General features: G+C 40.6%; 20 protein-coding genes. 12 read left to right on the top strand and 8 right to left on the bottom strand.

What is annotated here, in order from left to right; all coding sequences use genetic code 11:
* Positions 1–42: 42 nt before the first annotated feature.
* Entirely contained in the window at positions 43–192 is a 150-nt protein-coding gene (locus tag FKG96_RS26720) for a hypothetical protein (RefSeq protein WP_165447021.1), read from the top strand.
* Positions 193–207: 15 nt separating this feature from the next.
* Here the strand turns inward: FKG96_RS26720 and dprA are convergent, their stop codons facing one another.
* The 3 genes from dprA to FKG96_RS09665 form a co-directional block, all read right to left on the bottom strand.
* A complete protein-coding gene (gene dprA / locus FKG96_RS09675) occupies positions 208–1,302 on the bottom strand; it encodes a DNA-processing protein DprA (protein ID WP_130857032.1) in 1,095 nt (364 codons plus the stop codon).
* Between the two features lie 80 nt (positions 1,303–1,382).
* Positions 1,383–2,018, bottom strand: a complete 636-nt coding sequence (gene rsmG / locus FKG96_RS09670) for a 16S rRNA (guanine(527)-N(7))-methyltransferase RsmG (protein WP_013665795.1) — start codon at positions 2,016–2,018, stop codon at positions 1,383–1,385.
* A 20-nt stretch (positions 2,019–2,038) separates the two neighbouring features.
* Positions 2,039–3,163 carry a glycosyltransferase gene (locus FKG96_RS09665; RefSeq protein ID WP_130857031.1) on the bottom strand — a complete coding sequence of 375 codons (1,125 nt, stop codon included), beginning with the start codon at positions 3,161–3,163 and terminating at the stop codon, positions 2,039–2,041.
* A 165-nt stretch (positions 3,164–3,328) separates the two neighbouring features.
* Between FKG96_RS09665 and tgt the strand changes: the two genes are divergently transcribed.
* Together tgt and FKG96_RS09655 are read left to right on the top strand one after the other, a co-directional pair.
* On the top strand, positions 3,329–4,459 hold the full coding sequence (tgt, locus tag FKG96_RS09660) for a tRNA guanosine(34) transglycosylase Tgt (protein WP_130857029.1): 1,131 nt from the start codon (positions 3,329–3,331) through the stop codon (positions 4,457–4,459).
* Positions 4,460–4,636: 177 nt separating this feature from the next.
* Positions 4,637–5,713 (top strand): LptF/LptG family permease, encoded by a 1,077-nt coding sequence (locus tag FKG96_RS09655; RefSeq protein WP_013665792.1) that lies wholly within the window; start codon positions 4,637–4,639, stop codon positions 5,711–5,713.
* Between the two features lie 53 nt (positions 5,714–5,766).
* Here FKG96_RS09655 and FKG96_RS09650 read toward each other — a convergent pair whose 3' ends face one another.
* Complete coding sequence (locus tag FKG96_RS09650; RefSeq protein WP_149105394.1) at positions 5,767–6,984, bottom strand: acyloxyacyl hydrolase; 1,218 nt, start codon at positions 6,982–6,984, stop codon at positions 5,767–5,769.
* A 1,342-nt stretch (positions 6,985–8,326) separates the two neighbouring features.
* Between FKG96_RS09650 and FKG96_RS09645 the strand changes: the two genes are divergently transcribed.
* Together FKG96_RS09645 and FKG96_RS09640 are read left to right on the top strand one after the other, a co-directional pair.
* Positions 8,327–11,182 (top strand): hypothetical protein, encoded by a 2,856-nt coding sequence (locus FKG96_RS09645; RefSeq protein ID WP_149105393.1) that lies wholly within the window; start codon positions 8,327–8,329, stop codon positions 11,180–11,182.
* Between the two features lie 94 nt (positions 11,183–11,276).
* The gene (locus FKG96_RS09640) at positions 11,277–11,582 is read left to right on the top strand and encodes a hypothetical protein (protein WP_013665789.1); all 306 of its coding nucleotides are present in this window, start codon (positions 11,277–11,279) and stop codon (positions 11,580–11,582) included.
* Positions 11,583–11,585: 3 nt separating this feature from the next.
* Here FKG96_RS09640 and FKG96_RS09635 read toward each other — a convergent pair whose 3' ends face one another.
* Positions 11,586–12,272, bottom strand: a complete 687-nt coding sequence (locus FKG96_RS09635) for an MCP four helix bundle domain-containing protein (protein ID WP_165447020.1) — start codon at positions 12,270–12,272, stop codon at positions 11,586–11,588.
* Positions 12,273–12,369: 97 nt separating this feature from the next.
* Positions 12,370–13,332 (bottom strand): SGNH/GDSL hydrolase family protein, encoded by a 963-nt coding sequence (locus tag FKG96_RS09630; protein ID WP_130857022.1) that lies wholly within the window; start codon positions 13,330–13,332, stop codon positions 12,370–12,372.
* Positions 13,333–13,575: 243 nt separating this feature from the next.
* On the opposite strand from FKG96_RS09630, the gene FKG96_RS09625 reads away from it, so the two are divergent.
* From FKG96_RS09625 to FKG96_RS09605, 5 genes are all read left to right on the top strand, one after another.
* Complete coding sequence (locus tag FKG96_RS09625; protein ID WP_013665785.1) at positions 13,576–14,013, top strand: Rrf2 family transcriptional regulator; 438 nt, start codon at positions 13,576–13,578, stop codon at positions 14,011–14,013.
* Between the two features lie 54 nt (positions 14,014–14,067).
* Positions 14,068–15,273: an NO-inducible flavohemoprotein gene (gene hmpA / locus FKG96_RS09620; RefSeq protein ID WP_130857020.1), complete on the top strand. Its 1,206-nt coding sequence runs from the start codon at positions 14,068–14,070 to the stop codon at positions 15,271–15,273.
* A 152-nt stretch (positions 15,274–15,425) separates the two neighbouring features.
* Positions 15,426–15,962, top strand: coding sequence for a hypothetical protein (locus FKG96_RS09615; protein ID WP_130857019.1), 537 nt, complete (start codon positions 15,426–15,428; stop codon positions 15,960–15,962).
* 106 nt (positions 15,963–16,068) lie between these two features.
* On the top strand, positions 16,069–17,556 hold the full coding sequence (locus FKG96_RS09610; protein WP_207303776.1) for an alkaline phosphatase PhoX: 1,488 nt from the start codon (positions 16,069–16,071) through the stop codon (positions 17,554–17,556).
* 71 nt (positions 17,557–17,627) lie between these two features.
* Entirely contained in the window at positions 17,628–19,418 is a 1,791-nt protein-coding gene (locus tag FKG96_RS09605) for a cytochrome-c peroxidase (RefSeq protein WP_149105392.1), read from the top strand.
* Positions 19,419–19,426: 8 nt separating this feature from the next.
* On the opposite strand, the gene FKG96_RS09600 is transcribed toward FKG96_RS09605, so the two are convergent.
* The gene (locus FKG96_RS09600) at positions 19,427–20,287 is read right to left on the bottom strand and encodes a hypothetical protein (RefSeq protein ID WP_149105391.1); all 861 of its coding nucleotides are present in this window, start codon (positions 20,285–20,287) and stop codon (positions 19,427–19,429) included.
* A gap of 16 nt (positions 20,288–20,303) precedes the next feature.
* Complete coding sequence (locus FKG96_RS09595; protein ID WP_149105390.1) at positions 20,304–22,445, bottom strand: endonuclease; 2,142 nt, start codon at positions 22,443–22,445, stop codon at positions 20,304–20,306.
* Positions 22,446–22,538: 93 nt separating this feature from the next.
* Here FKG96_RS09595 and FKG96_RS09590 point away from each other — a divergent pair, with 93 nt between their 5' ends.
* Together FKG96_RS09590 and FKG96_RS09585 are read left to right on the top strand one after the other, a co-directional pair.
* A complete protein-coding gene (locus FKG96_RS09590) occupies positions 22,539–23,453 on the top strand; it encodes a zinc metalloprotease (protein ID WP_049794994.1) in 915 nt (304 codons plus the stop codon).
* On the top strand, positions 23,446–23,751 hold the full coding sequence (locus tag FKG96_RS09585; RefSeq protein WP_041387333.1) for a lipocalin family protein: 306 nt from the start codon (positions 23,446–23,448) through the stop codon (positions 23,749–23,751). The genes FKG96_RS09590 and FKG96_RS09585 overlap by 8 nt, the downstream gene beginning before the upstream one ends.
* The last annotated feature ends 2 nt before the right edge of the window (positions 23,752–23,753 follow it).

The following is a 23,753-nucleotide window of genomic DNA, read 5'->3' as shown; positions in this document are numbered from 1 at the left end:
GTTGATCTGGAAACAATGTACCAGTCAACTTGTTTATTCAGTATGGGACTCAGAAAAAGAATATTTAAAGTACTGGTTGGTGTCAATAAATTGATCTTACCGAGTTTGGTTCATAAAGATCCCGGTCAATTGAATAAGATTCAAAAGGCCATTTTAGGTTGGCGTTATTGGACGCTGATTAATTCATTGTAAAACGTTCTTATCAGACTAGGGAGTTCTATACATCTTTCCCGGCAAAGCGATTAAGACCCCTTTCATTTCCAGTTCTAATAGAAGAATCGCCAGCTTACTCTGGGTAAGATTTGTTTTATAGGCTAGCGCATCGATCCCTATCGACCCACTTTCTTTCACAATATCGAATACGTGTTTTTCTTCCGGGTTCAGGATTATTTCAAGACTTAGCTGCTTCTCTTCTTTTTTTTCGCTAGTGAGGTCCCAATTCATTAAATAAGCTAAATCTTTCGCCGAACTGATGAGATGGGCACGATGGGTTTTGATGAGATGGTTACAACCCGAGGAAGATTGCCGTTTGATATCTCCTGGAAATGCACATACGTCACGATTATAGGCATTCGCAATCTCCGCAGTAATCAATGCCCCTCCCTTAATGGTTGCCTCGACAACCACCGTGACGTCTGCCAATCCCGCGATAATTCGATTGCGCGAGGGAAAGTTTTGTCTATCTGGATTGGTGCCTGAAGGATATTCTGTTAATAATCCTCCATTTTTTAACATGTCAGTAGCTAAGGTCCGATTAATTGCGGGGTAGATACGATCCAAGCCATGCCCAAGTACCCCAACGGTGGCAATCTGGTTTTTTAGACAAGCTTCATGAGCGAAGCTATCAATGCCGTGCGCTAGGCCACTTACGACAAGTACCTCTTCTTGTCTAAAAGATGCCACAAATTCTTCACAGATGCTTTTGCCATAATCGCTTGCATTACGGGTACCTACAATGCTTATTACTTTTTTGGTTTGAAGATTGGCATTCCCCTTAAAATATAGTAAGACCGGTGCATCAATGCATTGCTTTAGTTTGACCGGGTATTCCGGTTCTGACCAAAACAAAACCTTGATTTTATGTTTATCAATGAAAGCAACTTCCTTCTCTATTGCGTTCATCACCTCTTTATGAAGAATATTCCCGGCGACTCGCTCTCCAATCCCGGGAATAAGCATCAGCTGTTTTTTAGATGATCGGAACACTTCCTCTGCACTTCCACAATGATCGATTAATTGCTTAGCTAGGGTATTTCCAACCCCTTTAATTTGGGTCAGTGCCAACTGATAAACGAGTTTCATGAATTGATAGGTTTTTAGTAAAAGCCTAAAATAGAAAAAAAGGCTTGAACATCAAACATTCCACGTGAAACTCTTAAAAATCAACCTTCTATATAAACCACATATTTCGTTTCAAAAAATTCCTCATCAAAAAAGTCAGCGATTGGGAACAATTCAGTATGTAATTTTGACTCGGCAATTTCTTCTGTTAAATCTCCTCCTTTTAGATACAGAATTCCATTGGGAAAGGCATGTAATGAATCTTTTTTAAATTTATTCCGCACCCATGGATAAAATTCGCCTAAGCGGGTAACTGCCCTCGAAATGACAAAGTCGAACTTACCCGGAGTTTGCTCAGCGCGTGAATGACTCGTTTGTATATTCGTGAGCCCCAAAGCATTCGCCACTTCTTTCACCACCTTAATTTTTTTCCCAATCGAATCCACTAGAAGAAACTGTGTTTGCGGAAACAGTATAGCCAAAGGTATACCCGGAAAGCCTCCTCCCGTGCCTACATCTAGAATGGTTGCTCCAGCCTTGAAAGAAACCAATTTCGCAATAGCTAGGGAATGTAGCACATGTCGTTCATACAAACTATCGATGTCTTTTCTGGAAATTACATTAATCTGCGCATTCCAAAAGGCATATAAATCCTGTAAACGATCAATTTGCTCTTTTTGAATAGCTGTTAGTTCTTTGAAGTATTTATAGATGATTGCGGGAGATGTATTTTCCATATTCGTCGTTTTTTAGAGCCTTATTTCCACTGAACATTTTTCCTGAATAGAGCAAAAACGCCCATGACAGAGATGTATATAAAATGTAAAAGATCCATTAGCGGATACCACCATATGAGGTCTTTTACCTGCAAACGTTTCATGATTGGGATATTAACGAGCAATTGGCATAGTAAGCGGAAACAATAGACGCTTACGGCAAGAGGCCAAAAGCGAGGCTGTAAAACCAATATAAGGATTATAAGCAAATAAAACGCTACCGCGTTGAAAGCTTGGAAAGTAAGCATCAATTTATGTTTGCCCTTATAAGCTTTTCCAGCACCGAAATGTCTGTTTTTCTGACGCTGGTAGTCTTTGTAAGTGCTCTTAGGTGTGCTCCAAACATGCGCCTCCTGTGCTACGCAGATGGCCACGTTACTTTTCGTAGCATTTTGATTCACAAAGAGGTCATCATCTCCTGAAGGAATATGCATATGAGAAGCGAAGCCTTTCTTTTTAAAAAACAGGGATTTTGTATAGGCAAGGTTTCTTCCAACTCCCATATAAGCATTCTTTCTTAACGCGTTCGACAAATAATTCAATGCCGTTTGGTAAGTTTCAAATCGGACGTACTTATTTAAAAAACCGGAAGCACGTGTATAGGGTGAATATCCCAACACAATCTCTACACCGGGCCTAAACTGCCGGGCCATACATTTTAGCCATTGATCAGTTTGCGGAAAACAATCGGCATCCGTCAATACCAAGTGTTCATACTGAGCGCCCTTGACGCCTAAGGTGACGGCAAATTTCTTTCCTTGTCGATTTCGACCTTGGTCGCGGATCTCCACGGTACGTAGGTATGGGTAACGGGCCTGAAATTCTTTTAAAACCCAGTTAGAATCATCACTTGATCCATCATTTACAACAATTACTTCGAATTGCGGATAATCTTGCTCCAATACTTCCGAAAGATATAGACGCAGATTACTTTCCTCATTCCGCGCGCAAATGATAACGGACAAAGGGGGATATATTGTATCTCTTTTTAAATCATCCACGGGATAACGCCCTAAAAGTCCCTGAACAAAGAATGTGTAGTACAGTTGAATAATCAAGGAAGCGCTCAACAACGCCGGTAAAACAAGGTGTAAATATTGTTCCAAAGTATCTGATTATAGTAGTATGTGGCTGCAAACTTAGATAAAATTGGTAGCATACGCAATCAAATGAACTCAAGCAAAAAATGACCTGCGCGAAGAGATTGCATAATCATTGCATTTTGTCTAAGTTTGCAAACTAAATATTTTTTGCTAAGGGCAATTCCTTAAATGAAATTTACACTACAATCCACTGATAAAAATTCAAAGGCTCGCGCCGGCGAATTAGTCACCGCACATGGTACGATTCAAACACCTATCTTCATGCCCGTCGGCACGGCCGGTTCAGTAAAAGGTGTCCATCAACACGAACTGAAACAAGATATACAAGCGCAAATAATTTTGGGCAACACCTATCATTTGTATTTAAGGCCAGGTCTTGATGTCATACAGGCTGCCGGTGGATTACATAAATTTAATGGTTGGGACAAGCCCATATTAACCGATAGTGGAGGTTATCAGGTATATTCCCTTACCGAGGTGCGGAAAATCAAAGAAGAAGGCGTCACGTTTCGTTCTCATATTGACGGATCGAAGCACCTCTTTACACCTGAAAATGTAATGGATACGCAACGCATTATCGGCGCTGACATCATCATGGCTTTCGACGAATGCACTCCTTACCCTTGCGACTATCGCTATGCAAAAAGATCGCTTGATATGACACATCGCTGGTTAAAAAGATGCTGCGATCGATTCGATAACACTGATCCCTTATATGGTTACGAGCAAACACTTTTTCCAATTGTGCAAGGATCGGTATATAGAGATCTTCGGGAAAAATCGGCGGAAACGATCGCTTCATTCGGTCGTGACGGAAATGCTATTGGAGGATTATCCGTAGGAGAACCAGCCGAGGAAATGTATGCGATGACAGAGGTGGTAAACGCAATCTTACCTTTTGACAAACCACGCTATCTAATGGGAGTGGGTACACCTATTAACATTTTAGAAAATATCGCTTTGGGTATTGACATGTTTGATTGTGTTATGCCTACACGCAACGCCCGAAATGGCATGTTATTTACAAGAAATGGCATTATCAATATCAAAAACAAGAAATGGGAGGCAGATTTCTCGCCAATAGATCCGGATAGCGATTTGCATACCGACCTGTTCTATAGTAAGGCCTATTTACGCCATTTAATTCACTCGAAGGAACTTTTAGGCGCTCAGATAGCTACTTTACATAACCTGCATTTCTACCTTTGGTTAGTACAGGAGGCCCGTACTAAAATTCTGGAAGGAACGTTTTACGAATGGAAAAACAAAATGGTTAAACAGTTGGGAGAACGGTTATAGTAGTTGTTGGTTGTTAGTTGTTAGTTATTGGTTATTGGTTGTTAGTTATTGGTTATTGGTTGTTGGTTGTTAGTTATTGGTTGTCCGTTATTGGCTTGGTTACGAGTAGCGCAAACCCCATCTAGCTAATTAGCCAATGAGTTTTTTAATTTTTAATTTTGATTTTTCAATTTTCAAGTGAACATCATCGATAAATACATAATAAAAAAATACCTTGGCACTTTTGTGTTTACGATGGCTATTTTCACTGTTGTGGCTGTTATCTTTGATATCTCGGAACGCATGGATGACTTTCTCAAAAACCATGCGCCGCTTTCTAAGATTGTTTTCGAATACTATGCCGGCTTCATTCCATTTTATCTCAATTTCCTCAGTCCGTTGATCAATTTTATTGCTGTTATTTTCTTTACCGCTAAAATGGCTGATCAAACCGAAATCGTGCCAATTTTAAATGGTGGTATGAGTTTCCGACGTTTTTTGAGACCTTATTTTATAGCAGCCTCGATAATCTGCCTAGTCACACTGATTTTTAACATCTATATTATTCCGCGAACCAACAAACTGAAAATAGGTTTTGAGAATATTTATGTAAAACCTATCGACAATAACAGTAAGAGTTCCACCCATATGCAGATAGACAAAAACAGCTTTGTTTATATCGACAATTTTGACAACGACCGCAAAGTAGGTTACAATTTTATTTTGGAAACCTTTAAGGGGCAAGAATTACAGGAAAAATTGATTGCCGACCGGATTACCTGGGACTCTGTCAAAAACAATTGGAAGATTGAGAACTATACAATTCGTATAGTAAATGGCTTAAACGAAAAAATGATAAAGGGTACATCCAAGGACACCACCTTGGATATGTCACCGAGAGATTTTGAAATTCGCGACAACGTATTTATGGCCATGACCACCCAAGAGTTAAATGAAAATATTGAGAAAGAGAAAATACGAGGTACCGGTAGAATGACCGACCTCAAGCTGGAGAAGTACAAGCGTTTTATTTATCCGTTCTCTGCTTACATTCTTACTTTGATGGGAGTCTCCTTATCATCCAAAAAGGTACGTGGCGGGATCGGTTTAAGTCTCGGCGTCGGAATAGCGCTTAGTTTTACCTATATTCTGTTTATTCAGTTTGCCAATATGTTCTCACTAAAGGGAGGCCTCCCTCCTCTTTTGGCGGCTTTTATCCCCAGTCTGATCTTTCTCGGTGTGGGCCTTTATCTTCTTTATAAAGCACCTAAATAGGTTCTATTTTCATTGATGGCGATTTTGATCTAAAACAGACGTCAATTTATGGCTTATTTCCTTTTACGAAGATCCAAGGTATAACCGGTGGTCCACTCGATAAAATCTGCCTTACCTGCGTGTGCCTTAATAGATACACCAGCAAAGAAGTCTTTATAAACATAATATCGGCCACCTATCCGCAGATACATCGGCTTTGTTTCCCGGTTAAATTCATTTCGATGCAAATAGTAACCTAGGTTCCCATTCAAATACAACTTGGATGTCAACAAATGGTCGATATAGAATGCCGGCCCTCCCGAAAACAAGGCATTAAAAGAGCTTTCTTTATCGCCTGCCACTTCCGGATCGTTGGCAGAGGCAGAATAAAAAATATTAGCGCCGAGTCCTAGACGCCATTTATATCCTAAATAGCGACTCCAAAAGACACCGATAGTCGATTTAAAGTATTTTCGCTCATTATCCTCATCCAATTGTTTAAAACCAAATGCATAGCTAAACTGAAGTTCGTCTTCTTTCGGGTTCGGGACAATATATTGCTTGCGAAAATCGAAGGTTTTCGCATTGGGCACATAAGTCACGGCAGCTGTGAAAGGAAGCAGATTAATACCTGTGTTAGGTAGTTTTAATGCCCCATTGGAAAAATGATGGAAGGCCAAACCGGCTCCGATCTGAAAATGCCGACTCAATGTATAGTTAACTTGACCACCAAAATCAATAAAAACATTGTTTTTTGTACCAATAATTAAATTGAAGGGATTCTCGTCCTCGCTATAGGGATTAAATCTACCGGATAGACCAAGGGAAATGCGATAATTGAAGTTCCACCGACGGTTTACGCGCGGTTTAATGGGGATGGAAACAAAGCCATAAACAGCATAGGGATCTCCAACATGATCAAGTCCAAAAGTACTGGAATACAACCCTACACCATATACGGGGTAATTGTAAAGCTGGTGGTAAACATCGCCTCCGTGCTTGGTTTGCCAACCGATTTTCAAATTAAAAGCATTATAATAGGCATCCCTTAAGGATTCCTTCGCTCGTTCATTACCCGTTAATACGCCTCCATTTTCGTGTTCCAGTTGAATCACGAAATGCTTCTTTTCACTAATATTTATTGATGAAGAATCTGATAGAGACAAATACCGGGGATGAAATTGGGCCCATGATTTGTGGGTAGCTACCGTAAAAAGTAATAGAAAAGAGAAAACGATTTTCGACAATTTCAACATATTTAATTGCAAAATGGGGGAGCGCAAAGGTAACATTTTTATGCCTTTTTGAAAGTATAAAAAAGGAAAAGACCTTAGCCGAAAAATACAGACTCGATTTTAAGCCCTTTTCAGACCTTTTAAGGAAACAAAACCCAAAGCGGCCACCAAGAAGGTTAAAATCTTATTCGGCCCTTAAAAGCGTTAAAAAGCAGTCTCTTTATTGCAAAGCGCGCTAACTATTGAAAGTCAAGTATGCATTTTAAGGCAACAAGGCGACGGGTATAAGATCAGCATCGACAGATTTTTACTCCATGTGCCATCTGTGCCGGACAAGGCTTAGTGTATTTTATTGGCTTGCTAAAATTTTCGCAATGCCATCCTAAAACGACCACTAAACATAGCCCGCGTACGTCTTTATTATTGCTCGAAAATAAAAATGGAGAAATTAGATAATACCACTTAGCGCTCATAGACAAATGGATCCAAAGAGAAAATTGATTTGGGTTTCTATTACGGGAGGCAGAGCTATTTAAAATGGCTAACCGAATTAAAAAATCATATAGACCAAGCAATTTTTATAGGCAACAAAAGCTCCGCTGAAAAGAGATGACTTTGTATTTACTAGTTAAGGTTATAGCTGGCTTATTATCTTGCTGAGGATTCTTGAAGCTGCCAGTATATTCAAGCAATGTGAATACGAATAAAACACTCAAAAAAATAAGACATAAATTACACTAAGTATTAGAAAAAGAAAGAAAAAAACGATTACAATTCACGCTCGGGTCAATAGCTATACTTTAAAAAAACGACCCTCCTGCACCTACATTACAAACTTCTGTAACTTTAAAACAAGCTGAAAAGAGCGAGAAAAAAAGGAACCGATCTTCTCGAAAAAAAAACAGCACTCGATATGAACTTCTTAACAGGCAATTAACCCTATTGATCACTCCACAAAAAGAAGGCCCACCCACACCATAAGATCTTTTTTTGTTTCGATATAGGAGCATTTTTTTCCAGCTTACCATGCCTTTAAATAAATAGTACTTTTCAAAGATTATGAAAGAAACTACACGCAACAAATGGAAGCCTACAACTCGATGATGCGAAAACCTGGAAGAGTCGAGATCAAACATTTGAAGAGAAGACACGCAAAAAAAAACCATAGATAGTGTAGCGTTGTAAAAAAAATTAAATACATTTACGAAATACACACAAAGAGGCTACTGTTCGCTAAAATTCGTAAAAAAACACAAGACATAAAGCACTTATTCAAACATCTTAATAAATAATAAAAAATTAAAAATCAATTAGTTTTAAACTTTATATTAACAAAAAATAAATATATCAAACAATTAACCAACCAATAAAAAACTAATATTTTTAGCAATCTGTTGTAATGACTCAAAAAAATAAATATAAAACACTTCTTATCAATACATTATCATTAACAATATCACTTTTTTATTCATCATTGGCATTTTCACAGATTTTCGACGACTACCAAAACCCTCCAAGTGTAAAGTGGAGAGAAATACAAACACCCGAATTCCAAGTTATTTTTCCTGCTGAATTTGAGAATCAGGCCCAGCGTCTAACCTATGTCTTAGAATCAGTCCTAGCCAAAGTCAGCAAATCAATTGGTAAAAAACCAAGAAAAATTTCGATTATTTTGCAAAATCGAGACGTGGTTTCCAATGGTTTTGTACAACTCGGGCCGCGCCGTTCTGAATTCAGCACTACCCCACCGCAGCAAATGGATTACCAGGATTGGCTCAATAGTTTGGCCGTGCATGAGCTTCGTCATGTGGTGCAATTCGATAAGATTTCCGGGTATTTAAAAGCGCCACTTTTTGAACAACTAGCCCTAGCTATTTTCGGCATCACACTCCCACCTTGGTTCTATGAGGGCGACGCTGTAGGAATCGAGACAACCCTCAGCACCGCCGGTCGAGGTCGCTTGCCTTCATGGGAACTTCCATTTAGAACAAATACACTAAGTGGTAAAAAATATAGCTATCAAAAAGACTTCTTAGGATCGCTAAGACATATCACTCCGGGTTATTATCAACTTGGGTATTTTATGACGACGAAGATGCGAAGAGACTATGGTGAAAATTTTCTAGAAGACCTGATGACACGGATTGCCAAGAACCCAATTAGACCTTACAATTTCAGTAGCAGCTTAAAGACATTAACGGGTTACAACACGGAATCCTGGCATAAGAAAACGGTGGAAGAGCTTGATAGCTTATGGCGGGATCAGTTGAAAAAAACCAACCCATTAACCTACACATCTTTTCCGGAAAGTCGGTCTGAAATAATTGATTTTTTGTTTCCAAAAGCACTTCCAAATGGTAACACACTAGCCTTACAAAGAAGCAACCATAGTGTACCAAAGATCGTTTCGATCACAGCAGATAACCGGATAGAAGAGGTCATAAAAACCGGAATACAAACCGAGCCGCATTTTTCTTATGGTGGCAACAAGATTACCTGGGACGAGCTTCGCTATGATAAGCGGTATTTGAAAAGAAATTTTCATGTCATTAATGTATATGACCTAGCCAGTAAAAAACACAAACAACTGACCTTTAAAACACGCCTGTTCTCCCCTGCTTTGAGCGCCGATGGGATGCATATTGCCACAATAGAAATCAATCTCGAAAACAGGGCATCGCTACTTATCTTAAACAGCACGACCGGCGCAGAAGAAAGGCGGATTGCTCTGCCTGCAAACCTCAATGTCCAAACTCCTTCTTTTGACAGCAGCGGAAAAAAGGTCATTACTACCGCCGTTCAACAACAGGGTGCCACGTTGCTTGAAGTTAACCTCCAAACGGGCGAAAGCCGACTATTGATGGGGTGGCAGAAGCAACAGTTAGAAAGACCGATCTATATTCCGCAAGGCATCTTATTCAAAGCTCATTACAATGGTATTGACAACCTTTATCTGTTACCTTATTCAGGAGAAGCCCCCCAACAAATCACCAATATCAAATTTGGCGCAACCAACCCTTACTTTGATGAATCTTCAGGAAGCATTTATTTCAATAATTATCAGGTAAATGGCTATATGATTAGCACGCTAAATTTGGAGCAAACCTTAAGTCAGTCCATTACCCCTACCGCAGATTCCTTTATAAGCTATTTTAAGCCGCTTATACAGCAAGAAAATATAACAGACACATCTACCTTCATTCCAACGAAAACTTTTGCCTCAAGGCCTTATAAAGATATTCAGCACCTTTTTAATTTTCACAGCATTTCTCCGGTGGGCGATGACATCTCCAGTATAGACAATTTTGATCTAGGCTTGCAACTGATGTCTGACAACTTACTGAACACGCTTTCCACTCGAATTGGATTTAATTATGACCAGAATACCAGTCGTACCGACTACTACGTCAGTGCTTCCTTGAAACGCTGGTTTCCCAAATTCACCGTTGAGTATCGCAATCAAGCGCAGTTAAGCAGTGTTAGGCTTCAGAACAACCCCAATGAGCGCGTCCCTCTCCGATGGAGAGAACACCATACCGAGCTTAAAACCACCATCCCTTTAACTTTTAACCGACTGAACACGCTTTATAACACCGGTGTATCCATTGGGACGAGTTATACCTGGCGTTACGACATTAGTTTAAAGAACATTTCTTTACCGAATTTTTCCCAGGTACGATTTCCGCTTCTTCTGCAGTACTATTTCAACAGAAACAGCAGAAGGAGTTTGCTGGATCTTGCGCCAAAATGGGGACAGAACCTGAATTTCATCTATAGAAGTATGGTTTTTGATCGACGTTTATCGGGAAACCTTTTTTCCATGAAATCTACTTTTTACTTTCCCGGTTTAGTAAACAACCATTCGCTTCAGGCACGTTTTAATTTTCAGGAAAGGAACGGTGATTACCGTTTATCTAACGATATTCCGATGGTTAGCGGATATGATCAACTTCTCACTACCGACGTACATAATACCTTATTTTTGGACTATCGATTTCCTATTGCTTATCCTGATTGGGACATTAGTTCACTTGCTTTTATTAAGCGACTTAAAGCAGGAGTATTTGCCGATTTCGAAAATTTTGGGCGACAAAATCAATTCTCTCCCCGCACCTTAGGTATAGAATTACGTGCCGACCTAAATATTCTCCGGTTCTATTTACCAAATTTCGATGCCGGTGTACGCGCTATTTATGTTAATGATGCAAGCCCAAAAAATATTATATTCACGTACGGGGTAAGCTATACCTATTGAAAAACAAACAAATAGAACACTTACATGTTCCATAAGTTGGCATATTAGTTGATCTTATTATGAAAAGAGTTATTTTAGTTCAAAAAATAAGCTTATGAGCGCAAAAACTATCTTCATTATTATTTTAACGGTTTTGGTTACCATTATTTTAATGAAAAACACGGATGAAGTAATCTTTTGGATTTTCGGTGACCGTTACATTCCTAAACTTGCTATCTTGGGTAGTATGTTTGCTTTTGGCGTTATTGTTGGCTTCCTTTTAGGACGACCCAGGAGAAAAACTGAAAAATTGAATCCCCCATCACAAAACTTTCAAACAAGCACGAATACAAAATCAGAAGAGTTAACTGACCCTTACCGTTCCAATCTTTCAGAAGATGATCGGAAGTATCTTGATTAAAAGCTAGTTTAAATTAAACGGTTGTTTTTTCTTTATCACACTTTTGGATGCTAACACAAGTACCACTACCATTATTCCGATTACGATAGATAAGATAATCTGCAATGTGGAAAAGAAACGGGTACCTGATATGACAAACTGTGCATCCGCCATTAATTCGCGACCTACCTGAGTTTGGAGCCTTTCTAGCGCGGAAAGCCCTGCAATGGTTCTATCAAGCGCATCCTCGCCACCTTCCCGGTATTTTGTTACACGTTGTTGCAAACCGATCTCAGAAACTCCCAATAAATGATTTTCTAAGGACATATAGTGTGCAAGCTGCTTTTTGAATCCCTCTAGATACATTTTTTCCTTATCAACCAAATAGGTTTTTTCGTATTTATTTAGCAGTGAGTCGATAAATTGATTATGGTACTTCATCCGTCCCGCTAACTGCTCTATACTGACAGCGGAAGGTGTTGTATCATTAAGGAATTGAAGCATCAGGAATTTCTTGGCGTAAAGATGTTCCGTCATATAAAAAATATCGGATGCAGGCACCAATCGGTCATCATACATCGACAAAAGCGCATTGCTAATACTTTTCACATTCTTGTCCTCTAATACCCTGATTAACACCGAGCATGCCATAATACAGAACAACAAAAAAGCAACTTTAAGCTTTTGCCGAATAAAGTAAGTCCACTTCATACTGTCTACAATTGATAGGCCGTGGTAAAAAACAAACATAAGGAAAAATACTTCCTATAACAAAAAACTCGTGGAGTCCGGATAGTAATCAGCTAAACTAATTACGTTTCAATTGAAATATTTCTCTTTCCAGCTGCTCATATTGAATCGCAGCTTCCTCCATCGGCAAGCCAATGGGCATCCCGGGCCGTTCGTGCCCTGTATAGGTAAGCCATGCGTCTTTCATAAACGACTGCCGTTTACCTATCAACGTATATAAATTAACAATATAAGGCTGACTTTCCAGAAAATCGTTTAAGGTTGTTTTAACTAATCCTCCTTGTAAATGAAAATATTGTAACAGAGCCTTTGCTATTAGCCAGTGTCCTTCTTTGCCCGGATGCACGCCGTCTTCAGCAAGTTTGAAGTCAGCATCTTTCTGACGCTTTTTTTCCAAATAAGCACGCATTGGAAAATGTACATCAATTACCTCCCATCCTCTCGCTTTCCGCTGAGCTAACAACCATTCTGCATATTTATCCAAAACAAGATTATAGCCTCCTAAACCCTTATCTTTATCATCATGTATGGGCGGTGTCATAAAAATGATACGTTTAACCCCCGCCGCTTCTAACGAATCACGTAATCTAATCATTCCTCGTTTATACGCTTCAAAGCGATTCATGTCAAAAGGCAAGTATATCCCATCGTTCATTCCATAACAGGCAAACGCAATATCGATCGGTTTGCTCTTCTGAAGCACGCTGGTTACTCGGCTAAAAAGGCAGGGCCTCGGAAATTTTCCATCAGCATGATCAGGCTCGCTAAGACCAGAAACCGTTTCACTTGGTAAAGCCAGATTAATAACTTCGGGATTATTAGCTGGGTAGCTAACGCTTAATGATGTTTCAAATATTGAAACATAATCTCCACCATAAGTTATACTATTGCCGAGAAACAATATTCGCTTAGCGTGTTCTAATGGATAGGGAGCGTCTTGAGCACGTATTACACCCATCCCCGCCATCCAAACGTATATAGTGACGAAAAGTGTAGACAATATACATCCTGATTTTTGCATAACTGGCCTATTTGATGAAACTCAAAGGTAATCACCATTCGGCATTTATTAGTCAGTCATCTTTGCTTTTTATGCTGATCTTTATTCATCAACCTATACGCCTACAGGTAATGCAGAAAACAACAATCTTGCAAAACGGGTTGGAACTTATATTAAAAGTTAGCGGAATAATAAAAGATATTTTTGTCTTTTATTTTACATGCATTATATTTGTCACAGGATAACTGTAAGAACACGAAAGCTATGGGAATTTTTTCTAAAACGGCAGAATATGCAATGCGTGCTGTGTTCTACATTGCACAACGATCACACGAAGGGCAGCGTACAGGTATCAAGGAGATAGCTGATGCTGTAAATTCCCCGGAAGCTTTTTTAGCGAAAATACTGCAAAAATTAAGCAAAGTAGGGCTAATTCAATCGGTTAAAGGCCCTAATGGGGGCTTTTATATTGATACCTCAGGCTTTAGTCGCCCTTTAGCAGACATTGTAATAGCGGTAGAAGGTGACACGATTTTTAAAGGTTGTGGAATGGGTCTATCTTATTGTTCGGAAGAATATCCTTGTCCCTTACATGGCGAATTTAAAAAAGTTCGAAATCAGATCACGCTGATGTTACGCAACACGACCATTGGTCAGTTCAATGCAGAACTTATCAAAGGGCAGCTTACATTAAATAAATAGTTTTTTTACCCAAATAAAAGACTTTAAAGTCTTTTATTAACAACTGAAATAAAAATGAATGAACAACAGAAAGCACTTGTAAAAGGTACCGTACCGGTACTTAAAGAGAATGGAGTACTACTAACTACTCACTTTTACGAAAGGATGTTTAAGCACAATCCCGAGTTGAAACACGTATTCAATATGGGGAATCAGCAAAATAAAAAACAACAAACGGCTCTTGCGATGGCTGTGCTCGCCTATGCCGAGCATATCGATAATCCCGGTATACTGATGCCAGTCGTTGATAGCATTGGACAGAAGCACACCAGTCTCGACATAAGGCCGGAACAATATGCCATTGTGGGTGGACACCTCATTGCATCTATTTCAGAAGTGCTGGGAGATGCAGCTTCAGAAGATTTATTGAAAGCTTGGGAGCAGGCATATCATGAACTTGCACAGCTCATGTCCGGACACGAACAGAAACTATATAAAGAAAAATCAACAAAAAGCGGTGGCTGGGTTGGCTGGCGTCCCTTCCGAGTGGAGAAAAAAATAAAGGAATCTGCAGAAATCACCTCCTTTTATCTTTACCCAACTGACAACGGACCAGTGGCAGATTTTCTTCCAGGCCAATACGTCAGTTTACGTTTATTCCTTCCTGAACTTGGGTTATTGCAGCCCAGACAATATAGTATATCCTGCAAACCAAATGGTATCTATTATCGAATATCTGTTAAAAAAGAAATTGGAGCAAAACAACCGGATGGCATGATCAGTAATCGTCTGCATCAACATATTGAAGAAGGTGCTATTATTGATCTTTCAGCACCCTCGGGGAATTTTATTTTGAAGCAAGGAGAAACGTCTCCACAGGTGTTTATTAGTGGCGGAATTGGTCAAACACCCCTCCTATCCATGCTAGAACATTTAGTCGACCGGAAGTCTCCGGTACCAATCACGTGGATTCATGGATGTCGTAACGAGCAAGTACACGCTTTTAAACAACATCTACATCATATCTCATCACAACACGGTAAGCTACAACAGCATATCTTTTACGACGTTGTTAGCGACTCGAAAACAGGAGATATCCTGCCAGGATGGGTTTCCCTTAATAAGATTCCAGAGGACTTCTTGTATCGGCAGGCCCAATATTATATCTGCGGTCCTGGCCCATTCATAAAAACACACTATAATTACCTTTTGTCTATCGGAATCTCAAAAGATTCGATACACTTCGAGGAATTTGGACCTGCTTCAATTTCAGCAGCCTAATGCTAAAATTAGCGATGCACTTCTTAACAAACAGTAGTGCATCGTTACCTGACTGCATTGTCATTAGACCATCATTCCCGCTAACCCATAACTTTGTTTACGTATTAGTTCAGGAACTTGTAGTTAATTTAAAAAACTTACCTTTGTGGTATATGATGAAGAAATTTAGTATTTGTTATTCCCTATTAGTGACCGGCTTACTGCTCACCTTCACTCAGTGCCAACAAAATGCAACTAAGCAGGGCGAAGAACCTGAAAGCCTTCGGGCCAAACAAGCGGAATCGCTGATGGATGGAGACACTACGCTGGTTGCCGTATTGGAAATCGATAGCGTTGTCCGTTTATCGGATAGCCTTCCCATCGTGTTCAAAGTATACAACCCCACAAAGGATACCTTGCGTTTTACGCAATACCATACACCGTTTGAAGGCTTTATAAGCAATTTTCTCACCATTACCAATACACAAGGAACAGAAGTGCCTTATCTCGGTGCTATGGCGAAAAGAGTGATGCCTCCTCCCGCCGAGAGCTATTGTACGGTGGCGCCTTCCACATCGGACAGTATACGCTTTTCGATCATGAAAGGATATGGCATTACTCAACCAGGCACCTATACGATTCAATATAATGCAGGTAATGTAAGTGGTATGGCTAACGGGGAACCGGTAATTGTACGCGTAGTTGAATAAACGTTCTTCAAAAGAATCCATTTTTTTACCAACCAAGAATTAACATAGTCTTAAATCTTAGCTCATATTGACCAACTATTTTTATAGCAAATCAATATTGAAGACTATGCTAAACATAAACGCTAAATATGCTTTACGATTAGGTATAACATCCTTTGTGCTTTCAACCGTATTGATAGGGGGATGTAGTAAAGACGACGACAAAAACGACAATGAAACAAATCCGGAATTGGAAATTGTTGATCAGTCGGTTAATCCTTCCTTAATAAAAACCCTTGCGGGTTTCGACAATCTAAAAATCACTACGCTCATTAGCAGTGATGACGTGTTACCGGAATCACCGGACTTTATCTTTGGTGCGCAACCTGATGGTGCAGGCATGCTTAAAAATCCGGATGGAAGCGGCTACATTCTTATCAATAATCATGAGATACTGCAATCGGTTTCAAGAGTATACTTAAACAACGAATTAAAACCGATCAAAGGCGAATACATTGTAGATTCGGATGGGGGCATGACCCGTTTATGTTCGGCAACCTTGGCAACACCGGAAGAGCACGGCTTTTCAAAACCGTTATTCCTCACTGCGGGGGAAAGCGGCGCTGAATCTTTAATCCATGTGATTGACCCATTAGGGCCGATTGATAAAAAAAACACGCAACGTACAAATCTTGCCTTTGGTCGTTGGAGCGCTGAGAATGCTGTACCATTACCTAAAGATGCCTATTCAGGAAAAACCGTGGTCCTCATTGGCGAAGATGAAGGGGATGGACAGGTGGCCATGTACGTATCGAATAATCAGGGCAACCTGGAAGATGGCAAGCTATATGTACTAAAGAGAAGTGACAATAACACTGTTGAAACGGATATCGAGAAAGGGAACAGCTATGATGTAGAGTTTGTTGAACTCGATAACGTAAAATCCAGCACCGGTGCGCAGTTACAACAACAAACCGTGGAAAAAAACGCCATTATGTTTGCCCGCGTAGAGGATATCGACTATAAAAAAGGTGGAGGAGCCAATGGCAGGGAGGTTTACTTTACCGCTACCGGCGTAAGTCAGTCTGATAAATTGACACCTGTAACAGGGAAAACCATGTGGGGCCGCGTTTATAAACTGGTTTTAGACGCAGACAACCCGCTGAAAGGAAAATTGGAAATAGCTGTTGACGGCATCGATAACCCAGGTGAGAGCATTGTAAATCCAGATAACCTGTGCGTAACGGAGAATTTCGTATACATTCAGGAGGACGGCGACTCTTTCTATAAAGAAAACAAACATGATGGAACGATTTGGCAATACGCCATAGCAACAAAAGAGTTGAAACCGATGCTTCAAATGAACCACCGAAGAAATGAAGCAGCTTTTAACGCAAAATACAATCCGGATAACGTTCAAACGTTGAGCACTTGGGAGTATGGGGCTATGTATGATATATCTGATCTAATCGGTAAACCCAATACCTTTGTCGTCAATATTCACCCGCACACGTGGAAAGATGACAAATACTTAAATGCAGATGGGGGCGATGCCCGATTGACAGATAACAAAGAAGGCGGACAAGTGGTCATTGTACAAGGAATTGCTAAATAACCAATTCATCACATCTACCTATTTTCCCCTTGTAGCAAGGCTACAAGGGTATTTTAGTTTTTATATCGCTTATGGCGCATCGGCATTTTATTCTATCGACTTTGCTTGTTGCACTCATTTTTTTGGCAACGCTTTGTTCACCCAATGCAACAGATACAGCTGCAAATAGTAAGGATTATGCATCAATAGAGATACAAAAGCTTACCGTTCTTGTAAATGATTCATTGATGCCCTTAGCTCAACAAGGCAAGGACATAACAGCTGTTAAAAGATCTTTTTTGGCATGTAGAAGGCAATTCAAGAAAATTGAATATTACTTGGAGTATTTTTTTCCCACGACGGTGAAAGCCTTGAATGGTCCTCCCATAACGGAGATTGAACTTGGTGAAAATTTAATAGAGCCTCCAGGAGGATTTCAGGTCATTGAAGATTATCTCTATAATGAATTAGATACCGCCGCTCGTGCCGAAATGATTAATGAAATCAAAAAATTAAGTGTAGCGCTCAAACGGATACAGCAATATCAGTTAGATTATACCATTACTAGTGCGCAAGTATTTGATGCGATGCGCTTGGAGATTTTCCGGATCACCGCATTAGGCATTACCGGATTTGACGCTCCCTTATCTTTAGAGTCTGTCCCCGAAGCCGCTGCCTCTCTGGAAGGTTTACGAAACACCCTCTCCCTTTATACAAAACATGATGACGTGTTAACAGCTATCGACCGGTCAATCTCCTATTTAGAAGACCATAATAGTTTTAATGGCTTTGATCGTCTGACTTTTATTACGGACTACTTGAATCCACTCAATGCGTCTCTACAAAAATTACGCAAACAATTAGGCTTGCCTACCGTACCGAGTCTTTCTGCGCTGAATGACGATGCCAACAGTCTTTTCGGAAGCTCAGCTTTAAACGTGAACAAGTTTGTCAGCAATAAAAACGACTATTTTTCAAACGAAAAGGCGACACTTGGTAAAGCTCTCTTTAACGATGTCCGTCTATCAAACGGAAACCGGAAAAGTTGCGCCAGTTGCCATCATGCTGATAAGGCCTTTACAGATGGGCTGGTAAAAGCAAGGGGAATTGACACTAAAAAGAGCTTACTTCGCAATACACCCACCCTTACCTATGCCGGTTTTCAACGAGCATTTTTTTACGATCATAAAGCAGGCACACTGGAGGACCAAGCGTTAGATGTAGTACACAATGAAATGGAAATGAAAGGTGAATTGACCATGACCGCTGAGGAACTGCAGAAAGACAGCACGTTTGTAGCATTTTTTGACCGAGCTTACGGTACTAGTTCCGGAAAGATCAATCCATGGAAGATTCAACATGCACTTGCGGCGTATATTCGTTCTTTGGCGCCTTTTACCTCAAAGTTTGATCGATATATGGAAGGCGACCTTAAACAATTAAATGAATCAGAAAAAATAGGTGCCAACTTGTTTATGGGAAAAGCCAAATGTGCTACTTGCCATTTTATACCACTTTTCAACGGAAGCCCGGCACCTCTATTCGATAAGACAGAGGCAGAAGTGTTGGGTGTCCCGGAAAAACCGGATACACTGCATGCAACCTTAGATAAGGATATGGGTCGGTATTTGTTAAATCCATACGAACAGTACGCTTACGCTTTCAAGACACCGACACTGAGAAATATTGCGAAAACGGCTCCGTATATGCATAACGGGGTTTATAAAACGTTAGAAGAAGTAGTGGACTTTTATAACCGCGGAGGCGGTGCCGGGATTGGTATTCATTTAGACAACCAAACACTTTCGGATCAAAAATTGAATTTATCCGAGCAGGAAATTCGGGATATCGTCGCTTTTATGCAAGCCTTAAGCGATGAGTAGCCAGCAAGTCACTTATAGAGATTTAAAGACAATAACCAATATTGTTGCTTCGCTAAGCCCCTTAGTGGATCGGAACCGTAATTGAAAGAACCACCCAAGCTCACTCTAATCGGTTTATCAACCAGAAACCACTCAACCCCACTTTGCAATAACTGTGTATAACCCTCGTCAATATTCGTCGAATTAACTAAATCGGTACGCCCGGTATAGTCAACGGCAATACGCAGCAAAGGGTCCGGTGTAAGCGTTTTCTTTCGGATAATATCGAAGTAAGCGGAAAGGGTAAATAAAGGACGCAAAAGTAGCCCTTGACTAGCCTCATCAAAGGCTTGCATAGTTTCCTGTATCTGAAATCCTAAAAATGGGGAAATATAAAAACGACTGCCGGTATCAGAGGCAAATTTATAGGTGTTAATTGGGCCACGATCACCCATAAACGTAAACAGAAAATTACCCATCAATGAATGACTACGACTTATCTCATCATAGGTGTAACCGGCATTGCCGTTGAGAAACCATGACTTTTTTGCTCCCCGTTTTATTAATCCCGAGAAGCCATAAGCAGCTTGCATATTGTGTTGTTCGACCGCTGTGAGGGTGTTTTTGTGGTATTCGGCAATCAGCGAGGAAATCCAACGGGTACTTTTGCTGCTGAGGTTCATCGATACACCTACGTTCACCAACCAAGAGCTGCTATCACTTTTTGGCAAAGTTATCTGAAACTGCGCGGGTACTTCCCGAAATTCGGCGGTTTCCATCGACTGCCTAATTTTGATATTCCTTTCAAACCAGTTTGACCGGTCTAAAGGTTGTGAAAAGGCCACGTTACTTCCAAATAGTAAGAAGTAATATAAGATTGTTTTCCTCATCGTATTCAAAGTTTGATTAAGCAATTGCTGCATACACTAAATCAATACAATCTTTTATACTGCCACACGCCTGTACTTCGCTGACGGTAATTTTACGAGGCTTGGCGCGATACCTGACGGCTATATCGTTAAATGACGCGGTGAGCATCAAATATTGATTATCACTGAATTCAAAATCGGTCATTGCCTTCGTGTCTTCTACAACGGAGGGATCCGGATTGGCGTAACCATAACGCATTAGAACCGCTCGTTTGACATCCGCCGCCAAGTTCCTACTTTTTACCTCTCTCGCAGTGTGAGGTACTGCCGCTAGTATTTTTTCAGACACTTGAAAGTCTATAGAATCTATCAGCTCCGGAAAGTCAATAAAAGGATTCCTATTGCCTTGCAACAAAAATATCTCCCGATTACGATGTTTCTCGTAAAGCGTAACGGCTTGTTCTTTTGCCCATCGCTTCAATAGCACAATATCGTCGTCTTTATAAACACTTATTGCATTCGGATACCGCAACAGGAAGTATAAAGTAGCCCGGGCCACAATTCCTTTGTTATTTTCGGGTTCAAATTGATCATCTTCCATATAGCCGCAAGTAGCCATTTCTTTTTCCATTTGCGATGGTATTGGTTTGTATCCCTCAAAATCATAATAGGGATGATTGTTTCGAAAACTATTGCACCGAGGTTCGCAGGCAAACAGATGATGTAAATCGCCCCTCATTGGTTCACGTGCATCAAACCAAGATTGGCAAACAACATGTTCGCAATTATAGGGCAGGGCCTTCTCGATTGTCTTAAGCTCGCTCCGATAATCCTCACGGTTCATTGTGCCGGCTTTTTTACTCCATTCTATAAACCGAAGCTTACGTTCGATATCAATACGTTGATCAGCCAATTGCAACTCCTCTATGGTGAAGGATTTGCCCGAATAGATACTTCTTAACAGCCCATCAGGGTATATATCTACTTTTGGATACACATATTTAGACGGTTGATAAGATAAGGGATTCGTATGACTACTTTCCAACAGTCGTTGTAATCGGTTATAATCCGCCTTCCCCACATCGCCAACTTCTCGATAATATCTCTTTTTGTCTTCTTCATCGTCAGCCTGTGGATAATAAAGCTCGTCGGTCAACTCGACCGGTTGGGTTCCCGACTCTTTTTCTATAATAGACGGATCAGAAAGCGGCGCAAAAAATTCAGCTAAAAAGGAAAATTGTTTAATAGCATGGCTTCTGATGTCATGTATAATACTACTGACGCGTACGCCTTCGTTCTCTTGCCAATTTATCTGCATTTCTCCTTCCGCGCTGTCCCATACCGTTCCGGCAAGGTTTAAAATCTGACCTGCTGTATTATAACGGGGAACACCCGCATGATGAAGGGCTACCACTTCCCAATCGTCGTTAAAAACCGGGGCTCCGGAAGAACCACTTTTTGTATCGGCAACATAGCGAACAAATTGAGTGAGCGATAAATCCGTCACACTGTTTTCACGTAACACGACTTGTTTTGGGGAACCGTCAGCGTGTTGAATAATGGACACGTAATCACCCTCCTTAATTTTGCCTAAATCACTGCGTAAAGGTAGAAAACCGAATTGCTGTAAAAGGGCTACTCCCTGTCTATCGTTGTGATCCACCCATACAATTGTAAAATCGAGGACTTCATTGGTATAGAACAGCTTATCAGCATCAAAACGATACTGACTTGTTCGTAAAACTGCACCTGTTTCGTTTTCCTCATAGTTAAACTCGGCACTGGAATATCGCGCCCATTCGGTTGTAGGCAAAACATGATGATTAGTTAGCAGAATTTGCGGAGCAATTAAAAACCCGGTTCCAAAACCTGCAGGTCCGACGTCCGATGTAATATGAATTCGACAAACCGACTGCGCTGCTTTCGCTCCCTTGCGTAAATAATGGACATTCAATAAATCGTTCCGTCCGATGATCCGCTCCTGAAAATTCGGATCATTGATAAATTGTTCGACGGAAAGATCATGCTGTTTTAAATAGTTGCTTAGATCTAATGGATTGACCGCTGTTAACGGCCTATTTTTTATCTCGGAAGATTTCTCAACCGATGAGATCTTTTTATCTTTTTGCCGATCACGAACGCGTTGAATTTGGTCTAGGAACAGAGAAAGCATTTTCATACATGAGATATTGGCTCATTGCATTTAACAAAAATTTAAACCTATTGTTGAAACTAAAACGAGAAAAAAAAGTTTTATAAAAAAAGACCTAAAATGAAGCAAGACAAAAAAAGACGGCACTGCGCCACGATGGAAGTTTTTCATCGCCAAGCTGATATTTTTCCCGAGTATATGCGGGCGCAAGCACTTATTGAAAGTGATATCGACAAGGTTTTAGAGGGACGCAAGACCTTACGGTTTGCTGCTCCCGCTAAGATTCAGGTCGTTGTGCATATCGTCTATCATACACCAACGGAAAATATTTCGGATGAGCAAGTAAGAAGTCAAATAGACGTGTTAAACGCCGATTTTCGCCGACAGAATACGGATAAGGGAAAAGTACCCTCCGTATGGGAAGAATTGGCCGCGGATTGTTTTATTGATTTTGAACTGGCTCCTGACGGCATTACGAGAACACAGACCGAAGTGGCCTCTTTTGGCACCGACAATGCAGTGAAAAGCACCGAGATGGGTGGCATTGACGCCTGGCCGACCGACAAATACTTAAATATTTGGGTTTGCAACCTACAGGAAGGTCTCCTAGGTTATGCACAATTTCCTGGCGGTCCAAGTGATACAGATGGCGTTGTCATTAATTTCAGGGCCTTTGGTACCATGGGTACAGCCGAAGCACCTTTCAATTTGGGGCGGACTACCACGCATGAGGTAGGGCACTACCTGAATCTTTCCCATATCTTCGGCGACGGAAGAAGCAATTCCTGTGAAGATACCGATTATGTAGAAGATACGCCAAACCAATTGGGACCTAATTATGAAAAGCCTACTTTTCCGAAAATTTCCTGTAACAATGCTCCCCATGGCGACATGTTTATGAACTACATGGATTATGTGGATGACGACAGTATGTTTATGTTCACAAAGGGACAAGCCGCTAGGATGAAAGCCACTTTGCTCGGCCCGCGCGCCTCGTTACTCGCGACAAAACCAGCCATTGAAGACAATGAATAAAGAATATTTAAAAGGGAAATGGGTTCACTCTTTTGAAGAGGACAGCGGCGATGAAATGGTTTATCGACCTGAGGGGTTTTCATTGCCCCTGGCTAGAGGACGTGATAAAATCAACCTGGAAGAAGACGGAAAGTTGGTTAATTCACATCCCGGCCGCGATGATGTACCGCGATATGACACGGGATCGTGGCAGCTGGAGCAAGATAAACTCATTTTACGTTTTGATACCGATAATAAAGAGCAATACACCATCTGCGAAATCAGTACGGAAAAGCTGGTACTAAAAAGAGAGGTTTAAAG

Source organism: Olivibacter sp. LS-1 (assembly GCF_008245145.1).
In the GTDB taxonomy this organism is placed as follows: domain Bacteria; phylum Bacteroidota; class Bacteroidia; order Sphingobacteriales; family Sphingobacteriaceae; genus Olivibacter; species Olivibacter oleidegradans.
This window is presented reverse-complemented; position numbering and strand designations above follow the sequence as displayed.